Annotated in this window: 21 protein-coding genes; 15 read left to right on the top strand and 6 right to left on the bottom strand. The window is 45.3% G+C overall.

Features of this window, described 5'->3' with window-relative positions; translation table 11 throughout:
• Positions 1-11 precede the first annotated feature (11 nt).
• The 11 genes from traK (at position 12) to ACFS25_RS16735 (ending at position 8,975) form a co-directional block, all read left to right on the top strand.
• Positions 12-674, top strand: a complete 663-nt coding sequence (gene traK / locus ACFS25_RS16685) for a conjugative transposon protein TraK (RefSeq protein ID WP_381503328.1) — start codon at positions 12-14, stop codon at positions 672-674.
• A 21-nt stretch (positions 675-695) separates the two neighbouring features.
• Complete coding sequence (locus ACFS25_RS16690; RefSeq protein ID WP_381503331.1) at positions 696-992, top strand: hypothetical protein; 297 nt, start codon at positions 696-698, stop codon at positions 990-992.
• Entirely contained in the window at positions 943-2,160 is a 1,218-nt protein-coding gene (gene traM, locus ACFS25_RS16695) for a conjugative transposon protein TraM (RefSeq protein WP_381503334.1), read from the top strand. Before ACFS25_RS16690 ends, traM begins: the two co-directional genes overlap by 50 nt.
• A gap of 9 nt (positions 2,161-2,169) precedes the next feature.
• On the top strand, positions 2,170-3,234 hold the full coding sequence (traN, locus tag ACFS25_RS16700) for a conjugative transposon protein TraN (RefSeq protein ID WP_381503337.1): 1,065 nt from the start codon (positions 2,170-2,172) through the stop codon (positions 3,232-3,234).
• Positions 3,231-3,821, top strand: coding sequence for a conjugal transfer protein TraO (locus tag ACFS25_RS16705; protein ID WP_381503339.1), 591 nt, complete (start codon positions 3,231-3,233; stop codon positions 3,819-3,821). Before traN ends, ACFS25_RS16705 begins: the two co-directional genes overlap by 4 nt.
• Positions 3,818-4,240 carry a hypothetical protein gene (locus ACFS25_RS16710; RefSeq protein WP_381503341.1) on the top strand — a complete coding sequence of 141 codons (423 nt, stop codon included), beginning with the start codon at positions 3,818-3,820 and terminating at the stop codon, positions 4,238-4,240. The genes ACFS25_RS16705 and ACFS25_RS16710 overlap by 4 nt, the downstream gene beginning before the upstream one ends.
• A gap of 499 nt (positions 4,241-4,739) precedes the next feature.
• Positions 4,740-5,963, top strand: a complete 1,224-nt coding sequence (locus ACFS25_RS16715) for a hypothetical protein (RefSeq protein WP_381503344.1) — start codon at positions 4,740-4,742, stop codon at positions 5,961-5,963.
• 545 nt (positions 5,964-6,508) lie between these two features.
• Positions 6,509-7,390 (top strand): hypothetical protein, encoded by an 882-nt coding sequence (locus ACFS25_RS16720; protein WP_381503347.1) that lies wholly within the window; start codon positions 6,509-6,511, stop codon positions 7,388-7,390.
• Positions 7,391-7,565: 175 nt separating this feature from the next.
• The gene (locus ACFS25_RS16725; protein ID WP_093831097.1) at positions 7,566-7,889 is read left to right on the top strand and encodes a hypothetical protein; all 324 of its coding nucleotides are present in this window, start codon (positions 7,566-7,568) and stop codon (positions 7,887-7,889) included.
• Positions 7,890-8,067: 178 nt separating this feature from the next.
• A complete protein-coding gene (locus ACFS25_RS16730) occupies positions 8,068-8,541 on the top strand; it encodes a hypothetical protein (RefSeq protein WP_381503351.1) in 474 nt (157 codons plus the stop codon).
• 155 nt (positions 8,542-8,696) lie between these two features.
• Positions 8,697-8,975 (top strand): hypothetical protein, encoded by a 279-nt coding sequence (locus tag ACFS25_RS16735; RefSeq protein ID WP_381503354.1) that lies wholly within the window; start codon positions 8,697-8,699, stop codon positions 8,973-8,975.
• Here the strand turns inward: ACFS25_RS16735 and ACFS25_RS16740 are convergent.
• Together ACFS25_RS16740 and ACFS25_RS16745 are read right to left on the bottom strand one after the other, a co-directional pair.
• Positions 8,968-14,028: an N-6 DNA methylase gene (locus ACFS25_RS16740; protein WP_381503357.1), complete on the bottom strand. Its 5,061-nt coding sequence runs from the start codon at positions 14,026-14,028 to the stop codon at positions 8,968-8,970. The genes ACFS25_RS16735 and ACFS25_RS16740 overlap by 8 nt on opposite strands.
• Positions 14,018-14,407 carry a hypothetical protein gene (locus ACFS25_RS16745; protein ID WP_381503361.1) on the bottom strand — a complete coding sequence of 130 codons (390 nt, stop codon included), beginning with the start codon at positions 14,405-14,407 and terminating at the stop codon, positions 14,018-14,020. Before ACFS25_RS16745 ends, ACFS25_RS16740 begins: the two co-directional genes overlap by 11 nt.
• Before the next feature lie 743 nt (positions 14,408-15,150).
• Here ACFS25_RS16745 and ACFS25_RS16750 point away from each other — a divergent pair.
• The 3 genes from ACFS25_RS16750 to ACFS25_RS16760 all read left to right on the top strand — a co-directional run bounded on the left by ACFS25_RS16750 (position 15,151) and on the right by ACFS25_RS16760 (position 17,188).
• Positions 15,151-16,248, top strand: coding sequence for a PDDEXK nuclease domain-containing protein (locus tag ACFS25_RS16750; protein ID WP_381503364.1), 1,098 nt, complete (start codon positions 15,151-15,153; stop codon positions 16,246-16,248).
• Between the two features lie 347 nt (positions 16,249-16,595).
• Positions 16,596-16,802 (top strand): hypothetical protein, encoded by a 207-nt coding sequence (locus ACFS25_RS16755; RefSeq protein ID WP_381503367.1) that lies wholly within the window; start codon positions 16,596-16,598, stop codon positions 16,800-16,802.
• A gap of 140 nt (positions 16,803-16,942) precedes the next feature.
• Entirely contained in the window at positions 16,943-17,188 is a 246-nt protein-coding gene (locus tag ACFS25_RS16760; protein ID WP_381503370.1) for a hypothetical protein, read from the top strand.
• Positions 17,189-17,531: 343 nt separating this feature from the next.
• Here ACFS25_RS16760 and ACFS25_RS16765 read toward each other — a convergent pair whose 3' ends face one another.
• Entirely contained in the window at positions 17,532-18,965 is a 1,434-nt protein-coding gene (locus ACFS25_RS16765) for a hypothetical protein (RefSeq protein WP_381503373.1), read from the bottom strand.
• 1,228 nt (positions 18,966-20,193) lie between these two features.
• Complete coding sequence (locus ACFS25_RS16770; RefSeq protein ID WP_381503375.1) at positions 20,194-21,504, bottom strand: amidohydrolase family protein; 1,311 nt, start codon at positions 21,502-21,504, stop codon at positions 20,194-20,196.
• Between the two features lie 1,258 nt (positions 21,505-22,762).
• Between ACFS25_RS16770 and ACFS25_RS16775 the strand changes: the two genes are divergently transcribed.
• The gene (locus tag ACFS25_RS16775; RefSeq protein ID WP_381503377.1) at positions 22,763-23,233 is read left to right on the top strand and encodes a hypothetical protein; all 471 of its coding nucleotides are present in this window, start codon (positions 22,763-22,765) and stop codon (positions 23,231-23,233) included.
• A gap of 234 nt (positions 23,234-23,467) precedes the next feature.
• Here ACFS25_RS16775 and ACFS25_RS16780 read toward each other — a convergent pair whose 3' ends face one another.
• Together ACFS25_RS16780 and ACFS25_RS16785 are read right to left on the bottom strand one after the other, a co-directional pair.
• Entirely contained in the window at positions 23,468-24,157 is a 690-nt protein-coding gene (locus tag ACFS25_RS16780; protein WP_381503379.1) for a hypothetical protein, read from the bottom strand.
• A gap of 110 nt (positions 24,158-24,267) precedes the next feature.
• On the bottom strand, positions 24,268-24,561 hold the full coding sequence (locus ACFS25_RS16785; RefSeq protein ID WP_381503381.1) for an osmoprotectant transporter permease: 294 nt from the start codon (positions 24,559-24,561) through the stop codon (positions 24,268-24,270).
• Positions 24,562-24,708: the final 147 nt, after the last annotated feature.

Raw genomic sequence — 24,708 nt, forward strand, 5'->3', positions numbered from 1 at the left:
CTTTCCTTTGTATGAATGCTAATTTCAATTTTCGCTATTTGCGAAATATCGAATCGTCGTTTCAATTAGTCAGGATTTTAGTCATTGTCATCGTCCTGGGCTGTATTGGGGTAGCTTCCTGGGTGGCCTACCTCTCGTACAAAACAAATCGGGAATCACGGGAGAAAATATACGTGCTCGACAATGGAGGTAAGTCGATTATGCTGGCGCTGGCTCAGGAACAGAACACAAATCGCCCAGCCGAGGCAAAAGACCATGTCAAGACGTTTTTAAAGCTTTTTTTCAACCAGGAACCCGATGAGAAAGCCATTGACGCCAATATGAAGCAGGCGGCTTACCTGGGGGATGAATCCATTACCCGGCATTACCTTGATTTGCGGGAAAAAGGCTTTTATACCAAGCTTTTACAAGGAAATACCATTCAGAAAGTGATGATTGATTCGGTCAGCCTGGACATGAATAAATCGCCCTATTACTGTACGATTAATGCCCGTATTATGCTGGTTCGCGCGACGAATATCACGATGCGTAAATTAATTGCTGATTGCTACCTCATCGACGCTACCCGAACGGATAATAACCCGCACGGCTTTGTCATTGAGCGGTTCCGGGTTACAGATAATTCGGACATAGAAACCATCAATCGGGATCATTACGAAGGGCATCGTCCTTAACCCCTTAACGTCCCTACATCTATGTTTCTGAACATCCTTAAACGGCGAAAGAAGCCGCCTTCCGAACGACTCCTGTTGGCCTACCATTCGGCTTGCCTGTGGGTTTATTCGAATCTTGATAGGCGAGTCAAACAGTGGGAAAAACAGCCGCTTCAGCACCGTAAATGGCAAGCCGTCATTTGTCTGGCGGGGTTGCTTTTTCTAGGTTCTTTCAGTGTGTACTACACGGCCACTGGTCATTTTTTTACTCGTATAACCCAAAAACATCATGAGCACCAATCAAACCACGCCGGAGCCGGATCGCTTCGACGGAAGTAGAATCAAGCAGCTGATGCAGGATAAACGATTCGTTACCATCCTTACGGGTGCTGGGGTCTGCTTAATCCTGATTATTTACTACTTTCTCAACCACACCAAATCCAAGGTGGAGGACGCCGTAAAACCAACCATGAGCTTAAATTCGGATTTGCCGAACGCTGGCGACTCAACGGGCCTACCTTCCCAGTCAAAACTTGAACTGGCTACGAATGCCCATCCGTTATCGATGCCCGATCAGATGCCGATGGAACGGGGCCTGAATGCAAACGTTCCGGCTACCCTTCATCCAGATCAATCTCGACGTGGTGGTGAAGCCGATTCGTACATCTATGGAAATGACGTCCCGGATGAAATCTATGAAAAACCAGAATCCCCCGCGCCCCCGCGCACAAAAAAACGGAATCAGAAAGCGGGGACTAGGGCTGGGCAAGAGGAGCTGGCAGATGATGATGAGGTCAATGAGGTCGATCCGACCAAGACAAAGGCAGAAATTGAAAAACAGAAACAATTGCTGGCGCTGCTTCAGGAGTATAAAGCTGATAAGATCAAGCGCCAAGCTGATCTGCAAGGTAGAGCACTCAAGCCTGAAACGGTTCCGATCTCCACGGTTTCTTCGCTAAACGGAGCAGCGGGTAAGAATAATTTTTATGGGCTCCAGTCCGACATGCGCAAACAGCAGATGGATGCGAAGGAAGACTCGCTCTCGGTAACGGTTAAAGCAATGGTGTTTTCAGATCAAACGATTATATCGGGAGGTCGTGTAACGCTACGATTGCTTGAATCGATTACCCTTCGGGGCCGGATGATTCCGGAAGGTACCCGCCTGTACGGGGTTGCCAATTTTGGTGGCCAGCGTGTTAACATTGCCATTAACCAGCTACAGGTCGAAGGACGTATTCTGCCGATGAAATTAACGGTCTTTGATATGGATGGGTTATCGGGCATCTACGTCCCAAACGTTGTCGGCGTTCAACAAGGGCGTCAAGCGGTTTCCCAGGCGGGTCAGGGCTTTAATGTGAGTGCCCCCGTCTATTCGGCAAATGTGCCGGCAATGGCAGCAGCCTCCGCCGTTCAGGCTGGGCTTCAGGGAGGACGAAGCTTTCTCTCCCGTAAAGTGGCCGTTCAAAAGGCTACGCTGAAAAATAATTATTATGTCCTTTTAAAATAAGTAACTGCGATGAAACATGTAGTCTATATTTCGGTCCTAGCCCTTAGTGTGCATCACCTGGCCTCGGCTCAAATGGCTGATTCATTGAAAAGCGCCACACGTAATACGGCAACTTCACAAACAATGCGACTTGATTCAATCCGGAAACGGGTTGGTGCCGGAAACGCTGTGGCACCCGGTGCGGTGACGCCGGGTGTGACCATTAGCGTCCCAGAGCGGCCAGGTCTTTCCACACAGGGTGAGGTGCCGGTATTTTCCTATGGATCACTTTCAATACAGGATCATAACGTTGTTCGTTCTTACTATCTTGATTTGGCGTTTAATAAGACGACCTGCATCATTTTCAAGTCGCCCATCCGGTCGGTCGATCTGGGTTCCAAGGATATTATTGCCGATAAAGCCAACGCAGTTGATAATGTCCTACGCGTGAAGGCAAGTAGTATCGGGTTTAATGAAACCAATTTTTCGGTCATGACGGCCGACGGGCAATTTTATAGTTTCGTGGTTAACTACAATGAATACCCGACCATGCTGGCGCTGGATCTATCCGTCAATGAGGAGGGGTTGGTCCAACAAAAGGCAAGGTCAGTTAACCAGAAAGGAACAGTTGTCAGCTTTGCTGGCGTGAATACCTCACAGCAGGAAATTGTTCAAAACTGCTCGTCCATCATGGAACACAACCGGCGGGTTAAACACATTGGTATTAATAAATACGACATTCAGGCGAGTCTGCGGGGCCTGTATTACAAGGACAATGTGCTTTATTATAAAATAGGGGTGAAGAATAAATCCAACATCCGCTATGACCTGGATTTTATTCGCTTTTTTATCGTTGATAAAACCCTGGCGAAAGAAACGTCACACCAGGAATTGGAAGTCATTCCGCTGTACGTATACAACCAACCGTTAGTTATAATTCCTGGACAGAAGAGTGTTGAAAAAATATACGTCTTCCAAAAATTCACCATCCCGGATGACAAGGTTATACAGGTTATTATGGGCGAAAAGAATGGGGGCCGAACGGTGACCTTCACGATGGCCAATCAGGACATTTTAGACGCTGATATTTTATGAAATCCCTTCAGATTCTGTTTCTCCTGGTGAGCACGCTAGTTGGTCGGCAAGGATACGCCCAGCGACACATAAAGGGCCAGACGGCTGTTAGTTTTACGGCGGGAGTCGTCGATAACTTCCCTAAATTTTCGTCTCCACATGCACCGGGAAGCGGCTATATGGGCGCCCTTGATTACGTATGGTACCGAAAAAATGAGCGCTATTGGAAAGCCTCTGTATCATATATGCGTAAATACTACGACGCCCAGACGCTGGCTAAACCTCTGGTTGAGCAGTATTGGCTGTCGATGGATTACGTACCCCGAGGTTTCTTTACAACCCATCGTTGGCTGTATGTTGCACCTACGGCGGGTCTATACGTTGGCTACGAGGCTGTTAACCGGAATCAATCAAATTTAGCGGAAGGGGTCATTCAAAATAAATCTACGGCTTCCATTGGCCCTCAGCTCGGACTAGAAGCTGAGGTATATGTCGGTCCATCGCTGGCCATCGTGGGCGGGATCACGGAACGATATATCCCGTTTTCGGAGGTCTCCAAATTTCGCACCACTGGATACATTGGTATCCGTTACTGTTTCTTCCGATGAAAAAATCAATAATCTGGGCTTGTGGCCTACTACTGGTTGGGGCGGCCTGTCAAACCGAATCGCTCGACATTCAGCGCACATTTCCCTTTCAACTAGAGATAGACGCCTTTCCTACGTCGATTCCCTGGCAAAGACCTATTTCTGTGGGCTTTGGCGTTAAACCGGATTATATCACGACAACTAATAGCTATACGTTTTCCTGGCAGATAGCGGCTCCCCAGGAGGGTGTTCTGTGGCTCAACAATAAGCTAGTAAATGCTGGCAGTAAAATCGTTGTAGCAGCCAATACAAGCCGGTTACTTAGTGATACGCTCACGTATATGCCCATTGATTCAGGTTCACATACCCTGACGTTTCGGGTCTTTGATTCGTTGGGTCAAGCTAAAGACACAACGTTCACCGTAACCGCTGTCAAATGATATGGAATCGCCCAAAAAGTCTCCCGCGACGGATCTGGATAGGTTGGAGGAGGTTGACCAAAAATCAGTGCAACTCTTTTGGGAAACCGACCACTTCTGGAAACGACTCGGTATGAAAGTTATTTGGTTTCTATTCTTTCTTCTCGTCGACTTGATATTAAGGATGTGTTGTGATCTCCCTGAAGAATTTAGGGGTATTCATTCTTCGCCCCCGTATTCATCTTACCCTTAACAGCCATACATGACATGGTAGCGACAAAATCATCTCCAGAGCAAGTCTGCCAAGTGCCTGTTTATACGGAGCGGACAAGGGAATCAGGTACTTCCAGGAAAGAATGGCTGATTTTACTTGTCTTGTTTGTAATCGCTTTTCTACTGTATCATTGGACCATAGCCCCCTGGATAGAACGCTATACGTTTGATAACCCATTGGTCCAATTAGTTAAGCGATTGCAGTACCGATAAGGTGATTTCGATATATTATTAATCTGGATTTACTATGGACTTCGCACGTATGTTTCATTTCCATCTTGGCTTACCTTTCTGTATTGATAAGTTTGATCAGGCCAAGAAAAGTATTAAAAAAGAACTGGTTCAGCTCAAAGCTCACTCAAGTTCTGATAACCTGCTAGATCAGGAAGAGCCGTTGACATTAGAGCCTGAACCGGATTTACTGGCAGAACCAATCAATGTAGTTACCCGGCCCGATTTACCGTTAGAGCCTGAACTACTTGTACCGTTGTCTGTAGGGAATTTTGAGACGATACCATCCCTGCCTAGTGCCCAGGTTTCTACTACAGATGATGTACTGACAAATTCGCCTGATCTGCATTCGTCCACCTGGGTAACCAGTGCTGGTATTGCTGATTTTACGACACCCCAATTTTTATCCCGTTTAGCGATGTCAGATACGGATTTGCTCAATAGCTTGCCGTATGAGTTAGTGAGTGGCTGCCCCCATTGTATGAATCAAAGTTTAGTCGAACGTAAGACTCAAAATGAGGAAGGTAAACATTACTGCTCCGTCTGTAGAAAGCGGGTCTGGTTAAGTCCACTGCCTTACTACTATGAATCCCGTACGAGTAGTCCCCAGGTGGCCATCAGCCGTCATCGCAAGTACCTAACCGACCGATGCAGCGAAAAAATCGACGCCCTCCGCCGACAGGAACGGCTTCACGTTTCACCTTATTTAAAGGGAAAAGCTTATTTTATCAGCATCGATTCTGTAGACGAATCAGCTTATACAGCGCTTTCGAATAAGTACGAAGCCTATTATGCTGACCATGTTGGGTTGGAACCAACGACTAAACTTCAGATTCAACTTTGCTCAACGGGCGGCAATGTTTTTCAGGCTAAGCGTATGATTTCGCTTATTAATGCGAATCAGGCAATTACCCATATACAGGCATCAGTTCTCTACAGTGCTGCTTTTTATATCTACTTCAATCTGACTTGTTCAAAAGAACTTGATGCGGATGCCGTGGGGATGTATCACCTTAGCCGAAGCTGTCACTACGTACTGGAAAATGGCAAAATACTGGATCATTATACGGACCCAGTTGAAGTATGTAAAACACTGTTTGTTGAACGGGTTGGCCTTAACAAGCAGGAAATTAATCAGATAATGGCGGGTGTAGACGTATATTTTAATCATCAGCGTTTGTCTGAATTAACCCATTTGGTAGCACCGGCGAGGACAAGAGTAGAGAATAAGTCACGCTAAGAACTTACTGAATACGTTAATGAAACCTTCCAGTCAAAGTTTGTTCTGTCGTTTAATATCCGGCCTTCTCGTGGAAAAGGGGAAACCAATTTGGAGCCCCCACTAAAAGTCCTATATGAAATCTTTGCTGCTTTAGCTCTGGCGGGTTTGTTCTTAACAATACAGGTTTTGGTAATAAGCTCGGAATGGCTACTGCGTCTTAACTCTGTTTTTTTATCGGACCTAGATCTGTTGTTCGAACTTATATCGATTATCCTCGCTTTCTGATTCCTTTGGTATGGCATCACTCGGTTTGGAGGATTAATACTTCCTTGGGATGAATTCACTATTGGTTTACGGGGTATTGCTTTTACAGCATTGTTAGGGGTAAGCTCTTTATATAGTGACGAAGTACGCATTTGGGCAGCCAAGGCTAGTCAGGATTACTTTATGAAGTTGCGAATCGCTGTTTTCGTCTGTCATCTCTGCACAACCCTTCCACCAACATTTGGCTTGTGGCGCATTTCACATAAGCATTGATATTCCTAACTCTTTATAACAGAACTATGTCATCATTTCAATTAACGGCTCCTGATGGCGGCAATACAGTGCTTCGGAGCGTCCCCCTCATTAAGCAGGGTGAGGAAGATTTCAAGCCGGTACTCTGCGGTGGCCATAAACTAATTGCCCGAGGACCTGCGACACATGGTGTAAGTTTTTTAACGAAATATTTACTGATGAGGTCCTACCGGGACGCTTCAGTTTTGTTCGTGGACTGGGAATATTCATTTGGACACGCTTCTACGAACTTCCTCGCTATGTGGAACAATCGGGTGATGCCGTTTCAAGAGATCGAGTATGGTGCCGTTTTTTCAGAGCCCTTTGTTTCTGTGGGTATTAAATGGGCAACCTTACCGCTCGACCTGATCGACGATGAGCGTCGGATCGTAAACTTCCTAATCAACTTATTGGAGCGTATCGCTCAGTTACCCCCATCTAAAAATACCAAAGTTCTGATTCTTGAACGGTTTTGGTTTGCTGCCCTTGGGCAATCAGTCCTGTGGGAAAGCTTAAATTATTTATTGAAAGCCGGTTGCAAGCTAGGGCTTGAAATCTGGTTATTATGCCCAGTGGATATTTATGACATAACCCGCGACAGTGACGCTTTACAGCGATTACAACGCTCGTTAACTCATATTCCTAATCTTTTTCTGTTTGACCAAAGTAACCTTAATCGCCGTAACATACGTGCTGAAGAGTTTTGGCAATTGAGTTCGTCGGAATATGATATTCTGACTACAGTGGGCAAAAATCTTTCACCGGCTTTGATGCCTTATAAAGAAGTGTTTTTCAAAAGGCACATCGACTCAGAACCTTTAGCGATCGTTTATGGCATTAAGGCCACCCAGCAGAAAGCAGATCTACTACTAACTTTTTCACGTCAATAACCAGTATGGAACTTAACATTTTTAAGCGAAAATCGCTACCGATGGCCCTTTTAAGCCTGGTCTTGGTTGTGGTTTCACTCTGCATTGTCAGTTTTCTGATTGCTGAATTTATCGTTCATTTCTGCTCCCGTACCCCATCATCCAGTTTGATTTCTAACACTTCCCCTAGCTGCTTATGACTGCTGCCCAGATCCGTGAAAACATCCTTGAGCAAAGTGATGAAACTTTGCTGAATAGCTTACCCACCACTCCGCGCTTGGCTTGTCAATGCTGCGGTAGTGTTAGTGTAGCTAAACGTGCTCACTCGGAGAAAACTAAGACTTACTATTGTCCCATATGTAAGGGTGATAAGCCTGTTTCTGAGGTAAAGTATTTCATCAAGAACAAAACTGCTGACCCTATTACAGCCGTGGCCAGGCATCGGGAATTCTGGCAACGGATCTACTACGAGCAACTCAACCGCGAGTCTGGACCTGGGACGTTTCAACGGCAGTTATAAAACTAGACCCTCTAAGCGTGTCCATTTCAATATAGGGTTTCATAACCTGCAGGCTCGTAGCTTTTAACCCTTAATTTATGAAAACTTATCTTGTCATACTAGGTGGTTTACTAGCTTTCGTTGGCCTATCTATTTTGAAATAAATAATCTATTTTTAACTACTAACTACTCTCAGACTATGAAACCTTTTGAACAAACGATTTTCTTTAAATGGGTATCGCCCTTGGTTTATAGAATTATACCTGCACACTCAGGTCAGCGTTTCTGGTGTTTATTTATTGTTTCCTCATTACTGGTTCAAGTGATCAATATTGTTTGTTGGTTCTGGAACGGATTCTTAGATAGTCCAGCTGACGATACATCTGGTTATTACGCGCTGATCGTTGTCGAAACGGTTCGTTATGGGGTATGGCTCTGGGGCTTCTGGTATTGTTTTTACCAATTAGTCAAACTGAGCCCTCGTAACCAGCTATTGACTCCTCAGCTGCTGAGCTGTTCGGTTACCAGTGGCCTATTGATGTATTTGCTGACGGCCGTTACTCAAAATGTGGAACCCGATTACATTTTTCTTATCCGGGGTATGCTCATTTTTGCTTTTGGCGCTGGTGTCGTGTTACCAACAATCTGGCATCCTGCCAGTTCAACTAAGTAAATAAGAACTTAAGGAAGGAAGCTTTCCTATGGTGTGGATAGAACGGGGCCGCCCGCGCGGCGAAAAGCAGGCCGATTATGTCGGCCTGCTTTTTTCCAAATCATTCAGAACTGAGCTTATTTTTAACCCTAATCCGTTTTTCCCCTTTTGATTCAATGAAAACGCGCTTAATTAAGTCTGTGCCCTTCATCCCCTTAGATACATTAGCCGGTACTCGGTATACGATTCAGCAACTACGATCCTTAATCGATCCTTACATCGACATTCAGAATGATATGGTCTTACCTGAATTGGCTCCACAGATCTGCCGATTACTGTCTGGTAAGCATACGGAAGTTCTTTACTTAAAAACTCAACAAAGAGGTATTTTGCATCTGATTAATCATCCAACCAGGGGCCTCTCAATTTTGGTGCGCGAAGAAAAAACTAACTGATTTCTAGGCTTTGATCCTGATGCTTTTTGGCGGTCGTTTTTTCTTTTTGTTGCGTTTTTTCCGGTTCCTTTTCCTGACCAATCGTCTGTAAACGAGATTCAACCTGTCGCAACTCCGATTTGAGTTCCTGAAGTCTATCCCCTTTCCCCCAGGGTTTTGCCGCAATGTCAGTCAATAACTTTTGCTGATTGGTCAGATTGTCGATTTTCTCCTGCTGGTGTTGAATAAGCGACGGTATTTTCTCCAGGCCACGCACGAACTGCCGGGCCGCTATCTCCGGGGTATGACCCGATAGATAGCCGTTATTGTAGCTGTAGGTCAAGTTGTCGCTTTTGACAAAAAAAGCATTGGCTTTCTCAATTAACCCATTCACGCTATAACCAGTATCGGTTCGCACGTACAAGTCAAATCCGTGTAACGTTCCAACCTGCTTTGCCCCGCCTTTGGTATCTATGCGCCGGTCCAACTCAACCAAGTATTGCCCCAAGGCTTTGACTTTAGTGATAGGGGTATTCGTCAGTGTTATCTTGGTAGCATTGGGCAAACTTCCGTCGGGTCCGAATTGCGTGACGGCCGTTAGCCTGGCATAGTCAGTTTGAAGTAAGGTTGCCGTTTTCTGCGCCTTTTCCAGCGATTTACTTACGTCGGTAAGCATCGATCCTGCTTTATAGCCTTCCTTCTGAAATAGCTTCAGTTCACTCTCCAGGGCGGTGATCTGCTTTTCCAGCCGGGCTTTTTGCAACAAGTCCTGATTGCCTGATAAGATCGCCACGTACTCCGAAAAGTTCATGCCGGTGGCTTCGTCAAATGCGCCCTCGTCCAACCGGCGACCGGTTGTCGATCCGCTCTTGATCTGAGCAATAAACGTGGCCTTGGTGTGCAGCAAATTAAATTTATAGTTATCCAGGGACTGCTCGGTAGCAAAAACGTAGTTTTTAACTTCGTTGTTGAAGTGATCGCGCGCTACGACGTTTCCAGTACGGGAGCCACGTCCGATACGCTGATCAAGTTCGGACGGTTTCCAGGGGATATCCAGGTGGTACATGGCTACGACCCGCTTCTGCGCGTTAACGCCCGTGCCCATCGTTCCGGTCGAGCCGACGAGTATCCGCACCTCACCCGTATTGGCCTTATCCCAGAGCGCAATCCGCTCCTTGTCATTTTTACACTCCTGAGCGAACCGGATCTGATGCGCTGGAATGCCGTATTCCTGGACTAATTTGTCCCGTAGGGCGCTATACGCATTCCAGGAGCTACCTGGCTTATACGTACCGGTATCACAAAATACCATTTGCGTGCCTTTATAGGGGGCGCTCTCCTGGTAGTGGCTGGCGATCAGCGCAGCGCAGCGGGATAGTTTGCTACTGGGGTGATCGTCCAGGGTAGGGTCGATCAGGCGCATGTCCAGGGCTGCTTTCTTGGCGTAATTGGTCGCAATCAACATTTTGGCCGTGCTCTCTTTTTCGGACAGTGGCGCGCGGTCCAGAATCGTCCCGTCGCCGGTTTTGGCAAACTCAATCAGTTTTTTATTGAAAACCGCCTGATCAGGCGTAGGGGGTAAGCTGATCAGCACATCAACCGCTTTAGGCCGGTCGAGGCCCACCATTGACGCCGTTCGATAATCCGTGATCTGGCTATAAAATTGAGCCAGCTCGGGGACTTTGATAAAATGGCGGAAACGCTCTTTAACCAGCAGTTGATTGGTAACACTGTATTCGTAATCCGACGTTTTCTTAGCGTAGACCGCTGCCCAAGCATCGAAATTATCAATGTGTTGCCGGGCCATTTCCTTCGGACGCAAGTACTTAAACAGCAGGTACATTTCTGTCAGCGAATTGGTAATGGTGGTCCCCGATAAGAACGTAGCGCCTAAGTCTTTACCTGTTCGTTCCTGGATGCTCCGTACCGCATAGAGCAGGTTGGTAGCCCGTTGGCTGCCTTCCGGATTACCCAGTCCGGCTACCCGGTTGTGACGGGTGGTAAACTGTAAATTCTTAAACTGATGCGATTCATCGACGAACAGGTGATCGATACCCATGTTGCCAAAATGGGGCACCGAATCCGTCTTTTTATCCATCTCGCTTTGCAACCTCAACAACTTTGAGGTAAGGTTGGCTTTTCTGGTCTCTAATCCTTTCAGAAGAGATTTAGAAATGGTGCCTCCCGTTTTCTCTATCGTCTTTAAATCTTTCTCCAGGTTGCGCAGCTCGTCGCGCATGACTTTCTGCTGCACGTCGGGGGCCTGGGGAATGCGGGCAAACTGATCATGGGTCAGGATAATACAATCCCAGGCTCCGTTTTTAATCGAGTTCAAAAATCGTTCCCGGTTAGCTGGCGTGAAGTCATCCTGGCCAGGATAAAGCAGCTTGGCATTTGGATAGGCCGTTCTGTAGGTTTCGGCAATCTGGTTGACGTTAGCTTTCATGGCCAGGATCATGGGTTTATTGACCAGCCCTAACCGCTTCATTTCGTAAGACGCCACTGTCATGATGAGCGTTTTGCCGGTGCCGACTTCGTGATCGGCGATACCTCCACCGTTTTGAAGCAGCATCCAGGTCACATCTTTCTGCGATCCATATAAGCCCGTAATACCCAGCCCTTTTAAATTCAAATCAGGAAACTGCTGATGCGAGCCGTCGTGCTGGGGTTTGACAAAACAGTTATACAACCGGTTGTAGCGGTCGGCCAGGTCCTGCTTCAGCTGCGCGTTCTGAGTAGGTAGCCATTCGACAAAGGCGGTACGAATCTGCTCAATTTTAGTTGCGGCCAGCTGTGTCGCTTCGTTGTCGAGCATCTTTGCTCCGTCCGGCCCTTCCTTATTGATGTTGGGCGTTGTATTGTACAACGCATATTCCATCAGGGTTAGACCGTCGTACATCCGGAACTGCCCCTGCACGGCGTACTGCTGGGTGATGGTCGCGTTCTTATAGCCCCACGATGGCAGATCGACGCTGAATTCGTCGGTTGAGGGTAGATACGTAACCGTCACATTATTACCGAACAGGTTCTTGGCGAACTGCTCGTAGACTTCGGTCGGTATCCAGCGTTCCCCAAGATTAAAGTCCAGTTCATCGAAACTGATCGGCGTGGGCTGACCTTCACGCAGTGCCTTGAGCGCAGGCCCGGCCAGCGGATCAGCGGCCAGCGCTTCCATCGCTTCCAGCTTCTCCACTACGTTCCCACTGACCAGCGTTGTTGGCGTCTGGTATTGCTGCTCTAACGGATTATAAATAATCTGACCTTCCAGGTCTTTGATCAGCTGGGGCCTGGGTAACTTGGTCAGTTCCTGAAGGTACTCTATATCGACCCTTCCCAGCTTGCTCAGGCAGGCGGTTAGTGCATCTTGGGCCGTAAACTGCTCTACTTTCGCCTGTTGGATGCTGACCGGCTGGTTGAATATATCAGCCCTGACAAATTGTTTAGTAGCATCCGCATTTTCAAGGGCTAGTATACTGCGGCCATCGGGATCGAGTAGAGCCAGGCCCGCATTTTTGCCTTCGTTAATAGCTCCGTAGCGCGTAATAAAGGCACCATAAGCCGTATTGAGTACCAGGCGTAATTCGGGTTGTGGCTGCTGGGAATCCGTTTCCCGGCGGTATAACCGCTCGTAGGCATCCCGAATCTGGAGCATAGCTCCCAGCCGTGAATGGTCTACCTGTCCCGGTAAGGTTTCCAGTGTTTGTAGATCGGACGCCAACCGGCCTACTTCGCCCTGTTGGTAGATCAGACTCCCCGGCTGGTGGAAATCGTCCAATGGCAGCGTTAAGGGACGAGGTAAAGCCGGAGCGGGGACGTTCATGGCGAACAACTCTCCCTGCACAAACAGGGGTGTTGCGGAGCGGTCGGCGGCCCGGCTCGGCTGAACGCGCTGAATGGTAGGCTCCATCCTATGCTGCTCAAAGCTTTTCTGCCGAAAGGTTCGGGCCATATCGTTCCCTACGTAGCGACCAAGCTGCCGGGCGATCTCATCGATACCGCCCTGGTGCTCATAGATCAGGGCGGGTTTGCCGTACTGGTCGGTGTCTAGTTTTTGGCTAGTAGCTACGATGTTTTCACCCTTAATGAAGAGTTCGTTGACAACCGTCTTTGCTGGGCTTACGCTGGACAGGATGAATTTCTTTTCCAGATCAGTCAGGGCCGTTTTACCGCTTCGTTTCTGAAACAGAATGACGTCGCTTCCTACACTCGTGCCGGCAAAGTCGGTAAATAGGTTGTGAGGTAGTCGAACCGCTGAGACCAGATCGCAGGTCTTCATCAGGTACTGACGCACCGGTTCATTAGCCGGAGAGTTAAGCAGGGCATCCGTGGTCAGGATGGCCGCTACACCGCCTTCCCGAAGACAGTCTACACTTTTGACGCTGAAATAGGTGTGTAGCCGGGCGCAGGCTCCCCGGCGTTGCTTGTCCTTACTGTTGGCCAGGGCCTCGTCCCAGATGGCGACGTTACCAAACGGGATGTTGCTGGCCACCAGATCGAAGCGATCATTGAGCTTACGGCCGCTCTCTTCAAACCCTTTATTTTCCACCGTGTACTGTGGGTAGAGGGCTTTGAGGACTAGGGCGGTCGCGGGATCTTTTTCGATCAGTTGCGCGGAACCGATCTGTAGACCACCCTGGGCAAAAGCTTGAGGAAAGATGCCCGTTCCCGCTGATGGGTCTAAATACTGAATGGGTGTAGAACCCATCACGCTGACCAGTTCCTTACCTAACTGCTCAACGATCTGGGGGGGCGTATAAAACCCTGACAAGACGTTGTTCCGGATACCCGATAGAAAGTCCTCCGCCCGATCTCCAGCGGCCTCGGTTAATAACTCGTGCAGTTGCTGAACACCCGGACGTAACTGGTTATCCAAGGCGGTTGTCCAAAGGGTATCATTCTGAACTGGCAGCAACACAGACTTTAAGGCACCGAAGCCACTATAAGCCGCTAGTGTGTTGCGTTCTTCGGCAGTCAATTCAACTGGGTTACCGGCTTTAGTGCGTTGGTCGACCAAAAATGCTAATCGTAGAGCGTCCAGATTGGCGGCTAGGTGTGCGCGATGATTATAAGCCATTGGTCAAATGTTTATCGCGGTACTCACTGACTAATCCAATAATGAAGGCATTTGCCAACCGGCTCTCTGACTCTACCAGCATGGGCATGAATTTCTGGAGCAGAATAGGAAAATGGGGCGAGCTAGCCAGCTCGGGCTGCTGCTCAAAATCGTTGGCCAGAATATCTTTCAGGCGACTGGCGGCATCCAGGGTCGGCGTGATCGTTTCGAGTAACAACGACTCGGCATTCTCGATGGCTTGATGAAGGGGTACTCCCTGTCGACGCAACTCCTCGAAGGTAGTTTGGGCAGCGGTGACGGCTGACTGCTGCTGATCGGCGTTGATAGGCACATCAGCCGTAAGGCTGCTTAGTCGAAGCGAAAAATGATTTGTTTCCATACTTGATTGAGGTAGGGAATAAATTACCCTATAATCAAATATGGCGATTTTAAATGGGTAGTCGGTTATCCTTAATTACCAGACAATTACAGTGGTTTTGAATTTGCTTTCTGTTTGGGGATCAACCCATACTATTTGGGGACGAAGCGTTTTATTTAAGGGATAAAAGCATTCACCTTTCTGCAAAAAAAATTTATTAATAGCTAAGCGATACGATTCTATACTGAAAGGAGAATTATTCCATTAGGATTGACTTCGCTGCCTTAGACGGGCCAATAGCCTGCTCCAAAAGGAGGTTTTAGTTTTCATTGAGTTATTCACATTCAAGGTTATACTATCAGTTTGATTATCGTCTTGGTCAGGGATCAGTACCGGTTTATCGTAATTCCGTTGAAAACCCATATAATTATCTTCCAGGAAAACTTCGTATTTATAAGGAAATTTTAACAGCTTCGCCCATTCATTCAGTCTGCTGTAGACATCCGTATAAATCTTGGCAGTTGACTGTCTTGTCCTGTAAATAAACCGACGTTTTTCTGGACGGTGACTGGGTAGGAGGGAAGAGACCGAAAGCCACCTTATTTGCGTTCAATAAATCCGTTCACTTTAATCGTTCAGCGCTTTTGGCTGGGTTGAGGTTTTTCTGAACGTTTTGATGAGTGTATCAAATACAATATCACTCTGCATCTAGAGCTAAATGGCTATTTTTGGCTACCTTGGGTAGTGTTTCTTTGCCGTTCATTATGCAATTTTCAGAGTTAATTACCACGCTGGAAGGTTTACATCAGCAACTCAGTCATCAGGCCATTCGTCAAGCTGATCAGTTAATGACTCTACGCAATTGGCTAATTGGGTTTTACATTGTCGAATATGAACAGCATGGGGAAGACCGGGCCACCTACGGCCAAAATCCCATTCCCCGCCTTGCGCTAGCCATGAAGAAACAAGGCTTCCGGGGTTTCTCTGACCGCAACCTGTACCTCTTCAAAAACTTCTACCTAACCTACCCAAACATTTTGCAGTTCTTAACTGCAAAATTCCATCTTACTGGCTATGAGTCGATTAATAACAAATCACTAAGTAAGTACAATCACCCAGATGGCGTACCGGCGATTGATTACAACCTGCTAATTGAGCGCCTGACGTTTACGCACTTTGTTGAATTGATGAAAGTCGAGGATCCACTCCGACGACGATTTTATGAGGTCGAAGCTCTCAAGAACGCCTGGACAGCGCAAGATCTGAATCGGGCCATCACGACGCTGCTGGCTGAACGCACTGGCCTCTCAACCGACAAAGCGGCCGTAGTCTCCCGCATCAAAGACAATCTATCCGCCGGACTAACCGATTATATCCGCAACCCATACTTGCTAGAATTTCTCAACATTGAAGAAAAGGCCGAATTTTCGGAGAACGACCTTGAAATAGCTATTATTAATCACTTGCAAGAGTTTCTGCTGGAATTAGGCCATGGGTTTTGCTTCGAGGCCCGCCAGAAGCGCATTAGCTTCGACAATCGCCATTACCGAATAGATTTGGTCTTCTACCATCGTGTCCTAAAGTGTCACGTATTAATCGATTTAAAGATCGGCGAGTTCGACCACGCGGATGCTGGCCAGATGAACATGTACCTGAATTACTACGCTGATCAGGAAGCCACTCTTGGTGACAATCCACCAGTTGGCATCATTCTCTGCGCCAGTAAGAATAACGCCATGGCAAAGTACGCCACCAGCGGTTTGGCTCACGAGGTTTTCGTCTCTCAGTACTTGACCAATTTGCCGGCGAAAGAACAGCTCCAGGCGTTTATTGAGCGAGAGAGTCGGAATATTAGTGATTAAAAAGACTTCATAGAAACTGTACTATCCTAGACTACTTATACCTGAAATCGTTCACGAAATGGTTGCCTTTTATGGACGGTCACTATGAAAAGTAATAAATAACGCGATTGAAATGCAGTGCCGACTTAATGAATGGCATAATGGTAAAATGCAATTTCTTGAAACCTGCTAAGTGGGTTATTACCGCGTAAATAGGTATCAATTGATTTCCTATGTATACACTTCGGTAACGGGTTCCTGATACGCTAATGACCCAAATCTAACATATCTTCTTCGCAATGGGATAGACCTTCAACTCGACCAAAGCGGATACTCCGCCTAGCAGGTTTATGTACTAATCTATCCCAATGAAAACGCTTTACACCCCCTCCCTTCTTACCCGTTCACTGGCCAGTTTAGCGGCTTTAACAGTGATCCTTCAATTCACCCGCTTGTCAACCAACCGAGCTCAAACCAGCACTGACTCAACCCGCTTAGGTGCACATGGTCAATCCATTCCACAAAGCAACGGTCCTATGTCTGGATTGTGTGGAGGGCGACTTGCCTCATACTGACCCGCACTCAAGGGTGCAGAAATGATGATCAATGAGAGGCACCTCTTTTCTATTTACTTACTGATTTGGTCACTTAAGGCAGTTTCCAACTTTATTAAGCTAGCTTAACCACTGTCCTCCTTTTGCTGCCACACCACTACATGCTTCGACCAATCCTGCTTTGCGGTATAACCGTTAGCTCTTCATTCGCCCAACGCAAAAAGGGACAAGCCCGGCTGGATTCGTTGCTAGCCGAACTGCCCTGTGCCAAAGCCGATACCAACCGCGTTAAGCTGCTCTGTGCGATAAGTTATCAGCACCATAACAAAGGGATCAACTATGCCAATCAAGCCTTGACACTGGCCCGGCGGTTGACCAGGAAAAGAGGAATGGCAACCGCCTATTAATGGTCAGGAAACAGTTATTCGAACAAGTCCGATTATCAACATGCCTTGGCGGCTTAATTGAGTGGCTTGAAAATCGCCGAAGCCATAAATGATAAACGCCTAATCGCTTGGATAACAGGCTATATAGGTAACATTTATTTTCCCCTATTCAATTCTCCCCAGGTGGAAGTTTCGGAGGGGTTGATCAATTGGTTTCGAATAGAGCTGACAGGCTGTTTTGCCTTAAAATTGCCAGTATAAACTATTGATAATTCTATTGTTAGATTTAACGTGCCTTGAGAAGCCAAGTGGTCAGTTTCCTACGAAATCAGCTGGTCAAGGACACTGAAATCTCCACTTTTACCTAATATCTTTTTTTATTATTATAATTTGGTTTCTGTGCAAACCTTGCTTCTCGCTCTTTTCGCCTTCTCGCATTTTCCGCATCTTGGGCATCTTTCCTTATTTTATTCATGTGGTTTATTGCGGCAAACAAACCATCAACCTTTCCTCTTTCTTGGGTGTATGCTTGAATTTTGGGTTTTAAATAAGCTGCAATAACTTCGTTCGGATCACCAATCATATCTTCGGAAACAATTTCATATTTATCATCCCCTATTAAAGCGTTAATTTTAGCTATGAAGGAGGTTCGGAATGCAGCGTTATAATCCAGTTTACTCTTTGAAGGTTTGTATTCAATTATAGAATCAAAAGGGATAGCAGTAAATAGTATTTCTCTATTTCTGATAAAGGAGAGGTTTCCCCTATCAACATGGTCATCAACGGTTCCATGATTGATAGTACTAATTGCTTGCGCACTAATTACCTTGTCATCAGGTGCCGGATTTTTATCATTGTATTTTGCCTTTATAGATTGCTCATTTATTTTTTGAATCATTCTTTTTACATTTTCAGCATCATAAGCTTCTACATTGTAGTGATGTAAGACGTTTGTAGTCGGTACTTTAGCCAAATCAATCTTCACCATACCAAACTTACCAAAACCTTGGCCATGATTAGATTTGATGTCCTGTTTTGTTGACGTGGCTGATAGTACCTTACTCGCTCCTTGTCTAATTTGCGTAAAAGCCAAAAGTCCCTTTTCATCCGCTGGGAATGCATCGTTTTTTATACTTCCAAGAGATTGAAGAAATTTGACATCTGATTTAGAAAAATCTTTTCTTTCGAAGGAGGTACCATCATCATTGAAGTGCATTCCAGGCGTCTCTCCGGTAAGATTATCAATAAAATAAGGCGTTAGTGGTTGTTTATCTCTGTAAAGTTCGCTTTCAGGCGGAGTTATTCCCCTGTAAGCGATTCTTTTGATCATAGCACCATTAACTAATACATACTCTTTATCGGTATGCCCATCTAAATTAACACGCTTATAAACGGGAGAGTGACCAGGGGCCAGTGCTGCTTGTACTTCTGAATAAGCCTTTTGATTATCACTATCAAGCAGGTTAGCTATTGGTACATCTTTGTAATGAATGATATTATCTATAACAGTAAAAGTTTTTCCTAACTTATTTATAAATTCCTGCTTAGTGATGTGTGTACCTTTAATCGCTTGTGCTAAATTATTTTGAAGATTGTGATTAGATGGGTTTGCATTTAAGGCTTCGGCGGCCTTTTGTTTTACCCCTTTTCTTTGAGTAATAATTTCATTCTGCTTTTTCACTAACATCTCAAGACCAACCTTGTAGAGTTCGTTATTTTCAGGTTTTTGCAGTGCCTCCTTCTTTAGAACAAATTTAGCAGGTACTGAACTTTTGGATCTTTTTTGTGGACTTTCCATAAAGGGAGGATTCTATTAGTTTGTAAAGCCTAAATTAAATAATGAGCAGGTTGGAAAGGTTGAAAATCGAACAAGCGGTCTGAATTTGAGTACATTAGCAACAAATGAAGCCCGGTCATTGTGACCGGGCTTCATTTGTTGCTAACTGGTTAAACAGCTGATTCCGTAGACTAGGCTAAACGAGTTTTCAGACGAGCACTTACATACCTAATATGCTTTGGCTTGCCGGTGCAGCTGTTTGCGTTTATAGTGAACGAGCTCTTTGTCATAGTTCTGTTCAAGCTCCCGTGCCGTGAGTGACGACAGCAGGCTGGTAATGGATTGCCCCTCATGTGACAGTAGCGAAGCAGTTTAATCTTCCGTTCCGGCGTGATGAAATAGTTGATCTGTTTCATGCCTTAAGTGGAAGTTTCGGAGGGGTTGATCAATTGATTTCGAATAGAGCTGACAGGCTGTTTTGCCTTAAAATTGCCAGTATAAACTATTGATAATTCTATTGTTAGATTTAACGTGCCTTGAGAAGCCAAGTGGTCAGTTTGCTACGAAATCAGCTGGTCAAGGACACTGAAATCTCTAATTACCCTTGTATGTCATAGGATTCGCTTCTTTCCTATCTTGACAACTCAGTTAAATAGCACTAGTTGGGTTGTTTTAAAGCGAGCTACCATCTTGGAAATAGACCATCTATTTGGCTAGATTTTTTGGCACCAATTCAATCCTATTTATTGGTTTAGTACAAATACTAAATCAATATAAAATCGTTCACAAAAACCCTTCAATAAATGAACGCTTATCATGACATGCAGTGATAGCATAACGTTCAGCTCCGATGCTTGAAAACGTTCACGAAAAGGTTGCTTTTTATGAACGCTAGCTTCAAAAAATACAAAATTTTGAAAAGGCATAAGAGGAAAGCCTTCTTTCTGCTTTAGCGGTAAAATACTATTTAGGACAGATTTAGATTGAAATTGGATCGAAAGTAGAAACTCTGTTCACCCGTTGACAGACGACCATGAGTTAACAAAGCTTCATAAAAAGTAAGGTGGAATTTCTACGGTAAACGGGACAGGATGAGGCTTAATTCAGTGTCCACATAAATACAGCCAGGCCAAGAAGTGGTGCATACCTAAAAGTGGACGGATGTACTTGGTCAATCCCCTGCGGAATCGACAGTCAAGTTAACTCAAGTATTTATCCCTGTCTATCGTAGCGTTTCGTGGCTTACTCGTTAATGAACATTGAATAATCGCCCATTTTTGATGACTAATTCTACGCTGTCTATATTATCGATACTTTCAACCGGATTAGCCCCTAACACAACCAGGTTAGCCACTTTTCCGGCACTCACCGTACCTGTACCTTCGTGAATACCGAGCGCCATGGCACCATGCTTGGTGGCGCTGATAAGAACCTGCATGGGCGTGAAACCACACGCCTTGACGAGCGTCTTCATCTCCCGCTGGACAAACTTGTTCTCATCCGTATCGGTCCCCGTGCAGATAGGTACACCTCTAGATAGAGCCAGTGTCGTAAATCGTTTCCCTATTTCCCAATTTGCTCGGGTTCTATAGTTTGTCGCTCCACTCGAAGACGGATCATCCAAATCATTCTTATAGGTAACTAGGGTAGCATCGAGTATCGTTTTGTGACGAAGCATGGCCTTAATATAATCGTCCACAGGTAAGGTTTTAAACGCATCATCCCAGAACCTTTCGGATAGATCAGGCTTTAACCAAGCCTCAGGAATTGTTCCAGCAGGCCAGCGAGCAATCATACCCGCATGGGAAATCGAATTAACCCCAGACTCGATAACCTCTAATGGATTGGCAATCGTTAAATCAGTATGACTCCAAACCAGTAAGCCTTGCCGATGGGCTTCGGTCGTGATTTTCTTGGCTAACCCAGCATCGAGTTGGGCATATAATTTGATCGCACGGGCACCCGTTCCTTTTGCTTCGGCTACCACTAGCGGTAAGTCCGTAGTATGGGTCACGGCGCGCATAAACGGTAGTTGGCCCGGTGTTGCTCCTTTCGAGGTTTGGTGGGTTCGGCTGTCCGTGAAAAAAGCCGGTCCTGCCAGTAAAGCCGAATAATAAATGTCAGGGGCTTGAATATCGCCCACCAAGGCATCTCGCGACAAGCTAGCTAAGGCTCGGGCGTCCCCGGCCATATCTCGAACGGAGGTGATACCCGACAGCAGCATAGCCAGTAAATCTTTTTCCGCTCTAGCCCGGCTGTCGGTACCACTGGGCTCGGTAGCCAGATGAACGTGCGTATCAATTAACCCTGGTATAACAAATTTTCCGTTTAAGGGGAATGTCACGCAGGAGTCCGGTATAGTGGTCTGATTTGAGGAGCCAATTTTCTCAATTCGGTTTCCTCGAATGATAATGGTTTGATGAGCCAGTACAGTGGTCGACATCCCGTCGATTACTTGTACATCCTTAAGAGCAAAATAGGTGGGGGCAAATTGGCTGAATACCGCATTGGGTATCAAAACGAAAGCACAAAGCACCGTTTTTAGGACAAATTTTTCCACATTGTTTAAGGGAGTGTTATCAGCCCGAATGGGCTAACGACTAGTTCGGCTATTGGACTTTGTAATTTATGAAAAAACTTACTCTTTTTGCCTAGTACGCCCCCGGTTGGTTAACCGATATGTATTCCGGCCAAAGTGATCCTGATGCAATGTGGGTGAAACCCTTTTCCTAAGCCAACACACGACATGGATGCTGGTCAGAAACGTTTGATTTAGAGGGGCTTTTGCCAGGCTGAATCCGAGCAAATTGCACGCATCCCTGAGATTGAATCAGCACCAGCATCTCTGAAATACACACGTAGGACTATTGACTACTGTTACATTTAAGATAAGTAATCAATAACTCCCCATTTACGCAGCAGATAGTTGAAGATCACCTCGTCTCACTTATGAGCGTTTTTACGAGACACTAACTTTTAATATCTCTCAAACTCAATCAGTTGCATACGTTATCTTTAGTTACCGCTCCGGCGGCACGGCACAGTAACTTTTTTTAGATTTACCCAAAAGTGTCCAGTACTAACTCAGACCCCATAAAAATCCGGCTCTCCTTGCTTTAAACGCAAAAAGAGCCGGGTTAAATGAAAGGCGAGGGCGGCCGTGATTTGACCCCGCGTATTGATTACGAAGCCAACTAAAGGCCGCCGATTATACAGCTTATCTTATAAAGCCAGAAAGGCTGATGGGGCATACTTAGTAGCTTACTTTTCTATTACTCTTCCTGAGTGAAGCCTGAATTAGGGCCCACGCTTTAATCTTTAGCTGCTGGTGTAGTTCTTTATCTCTTGGTACAAACGTGGTGCTGCGCACATTGCCAGGCTCAGACTTTGTTGCCCAGTAGTTGTTATCCGAGGTATCAGGGATAGAGGTATATGTAAGTTGACTCATATTCAAAGGTAGCCTTTAATCGATGGCTAACCTACTGGGGTACTGGTTGAGGTCAATCAAGCAGGCCGTGGCCAAGGATAAACGATGGCTTTACCTCTGCATTTCCTGCACTGGCTACACCGATCCACAAAATAGGGTACGTTAGTCGTTTCGTACACAATCCGTCACTTGCCTTTGAAAAGTCCTTGTAGTTATAATGGAGCGTTTATATAAGACAGTATTTTTTCTAATATCTGTCAAATGTAATCCGTCGCATACGGGATTAACTATTAGAAGTAGATCATCTAATCGATATAATTAATTATTAATATAGTTTTTTAAGACTGATCTTACATTTGGCTTCTATAATTTGATAAGAGACTAGCCATTTATGAAATCGATACAAGCTTTATTTCTGGTACTTATTGTTTCGGCCTGCCAACCAATTTGTGCCCAGTGGCGGCTTATTTACAAGAGCCAAGATATTATTCAGCCTACCGATACAACTACCAGTCTAGATCGAACAAATCTGATTACTTTGATTGAACCGCGTGGCGAATGGAGTAAATATCTGATCGTTCGCTATGCCCACTCGAAACGAAGGTTGATTTCCAAAAAGCAAGTGTGGGGATTCACCGATAGTACCAATGCGATTTGGAGATACACTGACAATGATTTATGTCGAGTAATGAAAGTCAATGGTACATGGGTTGAATATGCTATCTACCGTAGTAAAAGTAATAAAAACGGTAGACCAACAGTTTGGTACGAACCTGGTTATAGTCGCAGTCTCGACAGTAAAATTTGGCCTTACTGGTCAGAAGCCATGGCAGACGTTCCTGTAGGCTATATTGTCCATTGAAAAAACAGGTTACATTTTTCTATGAAGTCTTTATAAAAGCTAAAGGCCTCTGTTCTAGCTTTAATTCATTAACGTATTCTTAGTTATAGAACGGGTCTGGGAAATGTACAAAGTTTAGACGACCCTAAATTTTGTACTTCTCCCAGACCTGTTGCATAAATAACAATATGTCAAGGGAATTAACTCACAATATGATAGGTATAATACATTATACCATTAACAAAATAATCACATTTAACGTACTTTCCCTATATGAAGGTATTGATAGTCAATTGAACCGTCGAAATAGACGGTAACTGTTTTAAGCTTTTGCAAACTATAGGAACCAGTCTCTAAAATTTCCTCTTGGCTCATCTTTTCTCTGCGCTCTACAGAAAGAAAAAACGAGTCTCCTAGCGTATCCTTAAATTCAAAATTAGAATCGAAGGATAGTTTAAGGGCTTGCTTAATTAGCTTTTTTACGTTGCTGACACTAGAAACTGAAAATGTATTATGGTGAATCCACTTTGCATTTTGCTCAAAGATTAATATTAATCTATCGTCGACAAATGAATAGTAAAGTGGCTTACCCATATTTTGTTGTGGATAAAAACTACTTAGTCCAATATTAAACTTGAGTGAAATGTCCTTCAGGTGATTTTCTAGCGAGTCAGCTAAAACGGGTTGGCCTATGTGATCTAACATAATTCCGCCAACGGTCACGTAACCATAGCCATTTTTAAATAAGCTAGAGCTATCCCTTTGCTCTCTTATATACTTCTGTACCTCGGAAAAAAGTAATTGGTTAACATGAAGATCAACGTACTGAATATCTAAGCTATCTTCAAGCTCTTCTCTCTTTGAATAACCATACGATAGGGGTATTGATTCTTTCGAAAACAGGGAAAAACTATAACCGTATGTTGCCATCAAAAAGGGCAGCATAGTGACCAATTTTAGCATACAGTCTCTGTTATATAAGTGCAATTATGTTAGCTAATTGGGTTTGAAGCAAGGCATTGATTATTGTCGGTCAGGAAATGCCAACAAATCCATTATTTACTGTTTCCACCTTGTTTATATAACAACAGTAGCAATAGCATCCACAGGCCAGCTAAAGTGGCTAAAATAGCCGGTACACTAGCCACCAAAATAGCCCATCTGGGGTGATCGTGGTTGAGCAACCAGTAACTCCCCAACAAGCCTGCCATCAGTAGGCTTAATAAAGCAAACCAACCAATATAAAACCCATACTCAGGCGTATCAGTAGCTAGGCCGTCAAAGAATACATAAAGGGCGACCAATAGGGTGATGCCATCGATGGTCCAGCAGATACGTAGTATTGTCATCAGTTTAGGAAGGGGAAGGTTTAATTGAGAGGCTAAAACTAGCTCTCAGGGGCAGTCATCACCTAAAATTAGTCGTTGAATAGTATTGATTTCATGTTGTAAGGCGGGAAATAGTCTATGAATCGTTGGTAACGGTTTTTCCTTCCT

Origin of the sequence: Spirosoma flavum (genome assembly GCF_042686045.1) — a bacterium.
GTDB classification, from domain to species: domain Bacteria; phylum Bacteroidota; class Bacteroidia; order Cytophagales; family Spirosomataceae; genus Spirosoma; species Spirosoma flavum.